The 8,684-nt window shown below is 70.8% G+C and carries 4 protein-coding genes; 1 reads left to right on the top strand and 3 read right to left on the bottom strand.

The features are described 5' to 3' along the window. Positions 1–678: helix-turn-helix transcriptional regulator (locus FRW57_RS23230; protein ID WP_162529350.1), on the top strand; the 678-nt coding region annotated here is incomplete at its 5' end. Between the two features lie 51 nt (positions 679–729). Here FRW57_RS23230 and pyk read toward each other — a convergent pair. From pyk to gltB, 3 genes are all read right to left on the bottom strand, one after another. Beyond that, positions 730–2,184 (bottom strand): pyruvate kinase, encoded by a 1,455-nt coding sequence (pyk, locus tag FRW57_RS13080; RefSeq protein ID WP_137123024.1) that lies wholly within the window; start codon positions 2,182–2,184, stop codon positions 730–732. A gap of 107 nt (positions 2,185–2,291) precedes the next feature. Next, a complete protein-coding gene (locus FRW57_RS13075; protein WP_152186177.1) occupies positions 2,292–3,749 on the bottom strand; it encodes a glutamate synthase subunit beta in 1,458 nt (485 codons plus the stop codon). After that, a complete protein-coding gene (gene gltB, locus FRW57_RS13070; RefSeq protein WP_152186176.1) occupies positions 3,742–8,274 on the bottom strand; it encodes a glutamate synthase large subunit in 4,533 nt (1,510 codons plus the stop codon). Before gltB ends, FRW57_RS13075 begins: the two co-directional genes overlap by 8 nt. Positions 8,275–8,684: the final 410 nt, after the last annotated feature.

Here is an 8,684-nt window from a genome sequence, read left to right as displayed (position 1 = left end):
GTGGTGGCCCGTGCGCAGCGCCCGCTGAGCCGCGACGACGCGGCTGCCGAGGTGGGGATCTCGCGCGGCACCGCGGCCTTCCACCTCGACCGGCTGGCCGCGCGCGGCTTGTTGGAGGTGACGTTCGAGCGCCTGACCGGGCGCACCGGTCCGGGTGCCGGACGACCCGCCAAGCTCTACCGGCGGGCCAGGTCGGACGTGGCGGTGTCGCTGCCTGGCCGGCGCTACGACCTGGCCGGACGCCTCTTGGTGCAGACCGTCGCAGACATCGAGTCCTCCGGGGACAGGCCGCGCGACGTGCTGACCCGGCACGCCCGCCGGGAAGGTGTCGCCCTCGGCGCGGCCGGCCTCGACGTGCAGGAGGTCCTCGAGGACTGCGGCTACGAGCCGCGAGAGACGACCCGGGCGGGCGAGTCCGGCGGAGGCAGCCAGGAGGTGGAGCAGTCGGCCTCCCCGCCGGACCCCGCTTCGGCCGCAGAGCCGGCGTCCGGCCCCGGGCCGGACCTGGTGCTGGCCAACTGCCCGTTCCACGAGATGGTCGGTGAGCACCCGGAGCTGGTCTGCGGGATGAACCTGCACCTCATCGAGGGCGTGCTCGAGGGGTTGCACGAGGAGCACTACACCGCGTGCCTCGACCCTGCCGAAGGCCGATGCTGCGTGCGCCTACGTCACCGCTGACCGGCGGGCGCCATTCGGCGAATCCCGGTGCGGGAGCGGCTGTTCGCTTGGCTACTTGCCTGCGAGGTCGCCATACGCCGGCGCGACCTTGTTGCGGGCGTCACCCATCGTGTGCACGCGAAGGGCGTTGGTCGACCCGGGGATTCCGGGGGGCGAGCCGGCCACGATGACCACGATGTCGCCCTCCACCGCCCGGCCGCCGTCGAGCAGGTGCTGGTCGACCTGCATCGCCATCTCGTCGGTGTGGCGGGCCATCGGGACCAGGTAGGTCTCCACGCCCCAGGTCAGGGCGAGCTGTGACCTGGTGGCCTGGATCGGGGTGAACGCGATCATCGGCAACGTCGAGCGCAGCCGGGCGATCCGGTTGGCGGTGTCGCCCGACTGCGTGAAGGTGACCAGGTAGCGCGCGCCGAGCAGCTCGCCTATCTCGGCCGCCGCCAGGGTCACGGCCCCACCCATGGTGTGCGGGCGGGTCCCCAGCGGCTCGACCCGGCCGAGCCCGTGCTCCTCGGTGCTCGCGATGATCCGGGCCATCGTGCTGACCGCGTGGACCGGGAAGTCGCCCACGCTGGTCTCCCCGGACAGCATGATCGCGTCGGCGCCGTCGAGGACCGCGTTGGCGCAGTCGCTGGCCTCCGCCCTCGTCGGTCGGGCGTTGTGGATCATCGACTCGAGCACCTGCGTGGCCACGATGACCGGTTTGGCATTGCGGCGCGAGATCTCGATGGCCTCCTTCTGCACGATCGGCACCTCCTCGAGCGGCATCTCGACGCCGAGGTCGCCGCGGGCCACCATCACGCCGTCGAAGGCGTCGATGATCTCCTCCAGGTGCTCGACCGCCTGCGGCTTCTCGATCTTGGCGATGACCGGGAGGTGCACGCCCTCCTCGTCCATGATCTTGTGCACGTCCTCGACGTCGGCCGCCGACCGCACGAAGGACAGGGCAACCAGGTCGGCACGCAGGTGGAGGGCCCAGCGCAGATCGGCCTCGTCCTTCTCGGTGAGGGCGGGCACACTGACCGCCACGCCCGGCAGGTTGATCCCCTTGTGGTCGGAGACCTCACCACCCTCGATCACCTCGGTGACGACGTTGGTGCCCGTCACCTGCACGGCCCGCAACGCGATCTTGCCGTCGTCGATGAGCAGCATGTCGCCCTTGGCGACGTCGCCCGGCAGGCCGGAATAGGTGGTGGAAACCCGCTGCTGGTCCCCGTCCACGTCGTCGGTGGTGATGGTGAACCGGTCCCCCTTGACCAGGGAGACGGGACCGGCGGCGAAGGTACCGGTGCGGATCTTCGGGCCCTGGAGGTCGACGAGCACACCCACGGCGTGGCCGGACTCGTCGCTGGCCTGTCGCACGTCCCGATAGACCTTCTCGTGGTCCGAGTAGGAGCCGTGGGAGAGGTTCAGCCGGGCGACGTCCATCCCTGCGGCGACGAGCTCACGCAGCCGTTGCGGGGACGACGAGGCAGGACCGAGGGTGCAGACGATCTTGGCACGGCGCATGGCTCGATCCTAAGGGCCAGCCCCCCTCGACCGGACACCTCGGGCGCGAGCGCTCTCATGGGCTCACGCCCGAGAAAGCACACGGCACAGGTGTCCGGCCGGGGAGCTCAGGGGGTGAGTGGACGGTCGGTCGGGGCAACGGGCCGTGGCAGGGCGGATGAGCCGCGCAGCCAGGCGTCGACCCCGTGCGCCGCCGACCGGCCCTCGGCGATCGCCCACACGATCAGCGACTGGCCCCGTCCTGCGTCACCCGCCACGAAGACTCCGGGCACCGAGGTCATGAACGCGTCGTCCCGCCGGACGTTCGAGCGCTCGTCGAGCTCGACGCCGAGCTGCTCCACCACACCGGAGCGCTCCGGCCCGACGAATCCCATGGCCAGCAGCACCAGCTGCGCGGGCAGCTCCCGCTCCGTCCCGGGGACCGGCACCGGCCCCCGCTCGCCCAGCTCGACCTCGACCAGACGCAGCGCCCTGACCCGTCCGTGCTCGTCCTGGAGGACCTCCTCGGTGCTCGTGGCGTAGACCCGGTCGCCGCCCTCCTCGTGCGCGCTCGAGACGCGGAACAGCATCGGGTAGGTCGGCCACGGCTGGGCATCCGGGCGGTCGGCACCGGGCCGGGGCAGGATCTCGAGCTGCGTGACGGACCGTGCGCCCTGACGCAGCGCCGTGCCGAGGCAGTCGGCCCCGGTGTCGCCGCCGCCGATGATCACGACGTCCTTGCCGGTCGCGACCACCTGCCCGGGAGCCTCTTCGCCGAGCGCCGCCCGGTTGGCCGGCGGCAGGTATTCCATCGCCTGCACGACGCCTTCCGCCTCCCGGCCGGGCACGGGCAGGTCGCGGGGCACGGTGGATCCGATGGCGAGCACGACGGCGTCATAGCGCTGCCGCAGCTGCTCACCAGTGAGGTCGCGGCCGATGTCCACCCCGCTCTTGAACCGGGTGCCCTCGGTGCGCATCTGGTCGATGCGCCGGTCGAGGACCGACTTCTCCATCTTGAACTCGGGTATGCCGTAACGCAGCAGCCCACCGGGGCGGTCGGCCCGCTCGAAGACCGCGACCGTGTGCCCCGCCCGGGTCAGTTGCTGCGCGACGGCCAGACCCGCCGGCCCGGACCCCACCGCCGCGACCGTCTTGCCGCTCAGCCGTCCGGGCAGCTGTGGCGTGACGTTGCCGTCCGCGAAGGCGCGCTCGATCGTGGTGACCTCCACCTGCTTGATCGTCACCGCCGGCTGGCTGATGCCGAGCACACAGGCCGACTCGCACGGAGCGGGGCACAGTCGACCGGTGAACTCCGGGAAGTTGTTGGTCGCGTGCAACCGCTCGATGGCGCCCGGCCAGTCGCCACGTCGAGCCAGGTCGTTCCACTCCGGGATGAGGTTGCCCAGTGGACATCCGCTGTGGCAGAATGGAATCCCACAGTCCATGCATCGTCCGGCCTGCCGGCGCAGTTCGCCCTCCTCCTGCTGCTCATACACCTCCCGCCAGTCCATCAGCCGGATCGGCACCGGGCGGCGGCGCGGCAGCTCGCGTTCGCGGGTGGTCAGAAATCCTCGGGGATCAGCCATGGTGCGCCTCCATGATCTGCCGCCACGCCTCCGGACCGTCGGGGTCGCGGCCGGCGGCCTCGGCGCCGGACCGGATGTCGAGCACCCTCTGGTAGTCACGTGGCAGCACGAGTGTGAATCTCTCCGCGCTGGCCGGCCAGTCGTCGAGCAACCGCGCGGCCACGGCGGATTCGGTCCACTCCGCGTGGTGCCGCAAGAGCTCGTGCACCGTCGCCCGGTCCTGCTCGCGGAGGGGGACGAGGTCCACCAGCTCGGTGTTGACCCGGTCCGCGCGCAGATCAAGGGCGAAGGCCCGTCCTCCCGACATGCCGGCTGCGAAGTTGCGTCCGACCGGACCGAGCACCAGCACCGTTCCACCGGTCATGTACTCGCACCCATGGTCGCCGACACCCTCGACGACGGCGCTGGCGCCGGAGTTGCGCACGGCGAACCGCTCCCCCACCAGTCCGCGGATGAACAGCTCACCGCTGGTGGCGCCATAGCCGATGACGTTGCCGGCGATGACGTTCTGCTCCGCGGCCATCGCGGCCTCGCGCAGCGGGCGCACGACCACCCGGCCGCCGGACAGGCCCTTGCCGACGTAGTCGTTGGCCTCGCCGAAGAGCCGCAGGGTGATGCCGGCCGGCAGGAACGCGCCGAGCGACTGGCCCGCGGCGCCGGTGAGCGAGATGTCGATGGTGCCGTCCGACAGTCCCTGGGGGTGGCGCTTGGTGACCTCGTGCCCCAGCATCGTGCCCACGGCCCGGTTCACGTTGGTGACGGGCAGCTCGATCCGCACCGGCTGGCCACCGTCCAACCCGTCCCGGCTCAGCTCGATGAGTCGCTGGTCGAGCACCTTCTCGAGCCCGTGGTCCTGTGCCACCGTGTGCCGCAGCGTGGTCCCGGCGGGCCGCTCGCCGCCGGCGAGGACCGGTGACAGGTCCAGGCCGCTGGCCTTCCAGTGCTCTATGGCGGCGCGGACATCCAGCGCACCGACCTGGCCGATGGCCTCGTCGAGCGAGCGGAACCCGAGGTGGGCCAGCAGCTCGCGCACCTCCTGCGCGATGTACTCGAAGAAGGTCTCGACGAATTCGGGCCGGCCGGTGAACCGCGCCCGCAGCTCGGGATTCTGGGTGGCGATACCGACAGGGCAGGTGTCCAGGTGGCAGACCCGCATCATCACGCAGCCGCTGACCACCAGCGGTGCCGTGGCGAACCCGAACTCCTCGGCTCCGAGCAGGGCGGCGATGACCACGTCGCGCCCGGTCTTGAGCTGGCCGTCGACCTGCACCACGATCCGGTCCCGGAGGCCGCCGAGCAGCAGCGTCTGCTGGGTCTCGGCGAGGCCGAGCTCCCAGGGCGCGCCCGCATGCTTGAGCGAGGTCAGCGGGGCGGCGCCCGTGCCACCGTCGTGGCCCGACACGAGGACGACGTCGGCGTGCGCCTTGCTCACGCCCGCAGCGACGGTCCCGATGCCGACCTCCGAGACCAGCTTGACGTGCACCCGTGCGGCCGGGTTGGCGTTCTTGAGGTCGAAGATGAGCTGCGCCAGGTCCTCGATCGAGTAGATGTCGTGGTGCGGCGGCGGCGAGATGAGCCCGACGCCGGGGGTGGAGTGACGGGTCCGAGCCACCCACGGGTAGACCTTCGGTCCCGGCAGCTGGCCGCCCTCCCCCGGCTTGGCACCCTGCGCCATCTTGATCTGCAGGTCGTCCGCAGCCGTCAGGTAGAGACTGGTCACGCCGAACCGGCCCGACGCGATCTGCTTGATCGCCGAGCGGCGCACCGGGTCGAGCAGCCGGTCTGCGTCCTCGCCGCCCTCGCCCGTGTTGGAACGCGCACCGATGCGGTTCATCGCCACCGCGAGCGTCTCGTGCGCCTCCTGGCTGATCGAGCCGTAGCTCATCGCGCCCGTGGAGAAGCGGGTCATGATCGCGCTCGCGGGCTCGACCTCGTCCAGCGGCACCGGCGTCCGGTCGCCCGGATCCAGCTCGAACAGCCCCCGCAACGTCATCAACCGGGCCGACTGCTCGTTCACCCGGGCGGTGTACTTCCGGAAGACGTCGAACCGGCGGGCACGGGTGGAGTGCTGCAACCGGAACACGGTCTCGGGGTCGAACAGGTGCTCCTCGCCGTCCCTGCGCCACTGGTACTCACCGCCGGACGCCAGCAGGCTCGAGGACGGGCCGCTCTCCGGGTATGCCGTGCCGTGCCGCGCCGCGACCTCCGCGGCGATGACGTCCAGTCCGACGCCCCCGAGCCGGGAGACGGTGCCGGTGAAGTAGTCGTCGACCAGCTCCTGCGACAGACCGATCGCCTCGAACACCTGCGCCCCGCGGTACGAGGCGACCGTCGAGATGCCCATCTTGGACATCACCTTCAACACGCCCTTGCCGAGCGCCTTGATCAGGGCCCGGACCGCCTCCTCCGGCGAGACCTCCCCCACCTCACCGGTGCGCGCCAGCTCCTCGACCGACTCCATCGCCAGGTAGGGGTTGACCGCGGCCGCGCCGTAGCCGATCAGCAGCGCCACGTGGTGGACCTCGCGAACGTCACCGGCCTCGACGAGCAGACCCACCTCGGTGCGGGTCTTCTCCCGGATCAGGTGGTGGTGCACGGCCGAGGTGAGCAGCAGCGACGGGATCGGGGCCAGGCCGCGGTGGGAGTCACGGTCGGACAAGACGATGAACCGGGCACCCCCGGCGATGGCGGCGGACACCTCCCGCAGGATCTCCTCGAGCCGCCGGCGCATCGCCTCGCCGCCACCGGCCACGTCGTAGAGCCCCCGCACCACGTGGGTCGCGTAGCCGGGCAGGTCGCCGTCGGCGTTGATGTGCACGATCTTGGCCAGCTCGTCGTTGTCGATCACTGGGAAGGGCAGGACGACCTGGCGTGCGTGCGCCGGGCCTGCCTCCAGCGCGTTCCCCTCCGGGCCCATGGTGGTGCCGAGCGAGGTCACGAGCTCCTCGCGGATCGCGTCCAACGGTGGGTTGGTCACCTGCGCGAACAGCTGGGTGAAGTAGTCGAAGAGCAGCCTGGGCCGGCTGGACAGCACCGCCACCGGCGTGTCGGTGCCCATCGACCCGAGCGCCTCGACTCCGGTCGACATGGGCGACAAGAGGATCCGCAGATCCTCCTGGGTGTAGCCGAACGTCTGCTGCCGCCGCGTCACCGAGGCCGACGTGTGCACCACGTGCTCGCGGTCGGGCAGGTCCCGCAGGTGGATCAACCCGGCGTGCAGCCAGTTCTCGTAGGGGTGCTCGGCGGCGAGCGAGGCCTTCACCTCCTCGTCGCTGACCAACCGGCCGTGAGCGGTGTCCACCAGGAACATCCGGCCCGGGGCCAACCTCCCCTTGCGGACCACCGTCGCAGGGTCCAGGTCGAGGACACCGGCCTCGGAGGCGAGCACGACCAGCCCGTCCGTGGTCACGGCATACCGGCCCGGCCGCAGGCCGTTGCGGTCGAGCACGGCGCCGATCAGCGAGCCGTCGGTGAAGGTCACGCAGGCAGGTCCGTCCCAGGGCTCCATGAAGGTGGAGTGGTATTCGTAGAACGCCCTGCGCGCGGGGTCCATCTCCTCGTGGTTCTCCCACGCCTCGGGGATGGTCATCAGCACCGCGTGGGGCAGTGATCGCCCCGACACGTGCAACAGCTCGAGGACCTCGTCGAAGGTCGCAGAGTCCGAGGCCCCCGGACTGCAGATCGGGAAGACGCGGGACAGGTCTCCGGGGATCACCGGGGTGGCCAGCTGGCTCTCTCGCGCGTGCATCCAGTTGCGGTTGCCGCGCACGGTGTTGATCTCGCCGTTGTGGGCGATCAGCCGGTAGGGGTGGGCCAGGGGCCAGGAGGGGAACGTGTTCGTCGAGAACCGCGAGTGCACCAGGGCCAGCTCGGTGGCGAACGCACGGTCGGACAGGTCCGGGAAGAACGGCTCGAGCTGGCCGGTGGTCAGCATCCCCTTGTATACGAGGGTGCGCGACGACAGCGACGGGAAATAGACCTGCAGGTCGCGCTCGGCCCGCTTGCGCAGGCAGAAGGCGCGACGCTCGAGGCCCATCCCGATCTCGTGACCGGTCGCCGCGGTGACGAACAGCTGGCGGAAGACCGGCATGCAGGCACGGGCCGCTCCCCCGATCAGGTTCGGCTCGACCGGGACGTCGCGCCAGCCGAGCACCCGCAGGCCCTCCTCGGCGGCCAGCGCCTCGACAGCCGCCACAACCTGCTCCCGCTCGAGCGCATCGCTCGGCAGGAAGGCGATCCCCACGGCATACGCGCCCTTGCGAGGAAGCTCGAAGTCGACAGCGCCGCGCAGGAACCGGTCAGGCACCTGGGTGAGGATGCCCGCTCCGTCGCCGACTCCCGGGTCGGCACCGGTGGCGCCGCGGTGCTCCATGTTGCGCAGCGCTGTGAGCGCGAGGTCGATGATGTCGTGCCCCGCGCTCCCGCGCATCGTCGCGACGAACGCGACCCCGCAGGCATCGTGCTCCTGGGCAGGGTCGTAGAGGCCCTGCGCGGGTGGAGTGGTGGAGAAGGCTGTGACGCCCACGGTCGATCACCGTCCTAGCTGCTGTCTCGAGTTCACTCGGGACCGCGCGTGGACGACGGTGGCCACTGCGTGGTGCGGGCACCCTACCCGTGCTGCTCACTGCCGGGACAGACCCGTTCGTATGCCGAGACCGGCTCGCTTGGCCTAGTACTACAGCCGCACTTATGGTGAGGCGCCGCGGCGGGCGTAGTGGCAGCGTTGGGCGCGGGCTTGATGTCGGCGTCGCCAGTGGGACCAGTCGAGGACTTCGCTGACGGCGGGCGCTGTGCGCCAGATGAGGTGGGCCAGCAGTGCTCGGACTTCGGGGACTGTTACCAAGAAGGGCGTTAGTAGGTCGAATCAGTTGGCGGTGATGTAGGCCAGGTCTGGGTCGCCGAAGAAGCCGCGCACGAGGTGGGGTAGGGCCTGTA

Source organism: Segeticoccus rhizosphaerae (genome assembly GCF_009192725.1).
Taxonomy (GTDB): domain Bacteria; phylum Actinomycetota; class Actinomycetes; order Actinomycetales; family Dermatophilaceae; genus Segeticoccus; species Segeticoccus rhizosphaerae.
Note: the sequence above shows the minus strand (reverse complement) of the source record. Positions and strands in the feature narration are given on the sequence as shown.

Coding starts and splice junctions, on each gene's coding strand:
- FRW57_RS13075 (WP_152186177.1), bottom strand. CDS start 3,749: ATGGCTGATCCCCGAGGATTTCTGACCACCCGCGAACGCGAGCTGCCG.
- pyk (WP_137123024.1), bottom strand. CDS start 2,184: ATGCGCCGTGCCAAGATCGTCTGCACCCTCGGTCCTGCCTCGTCGTCC.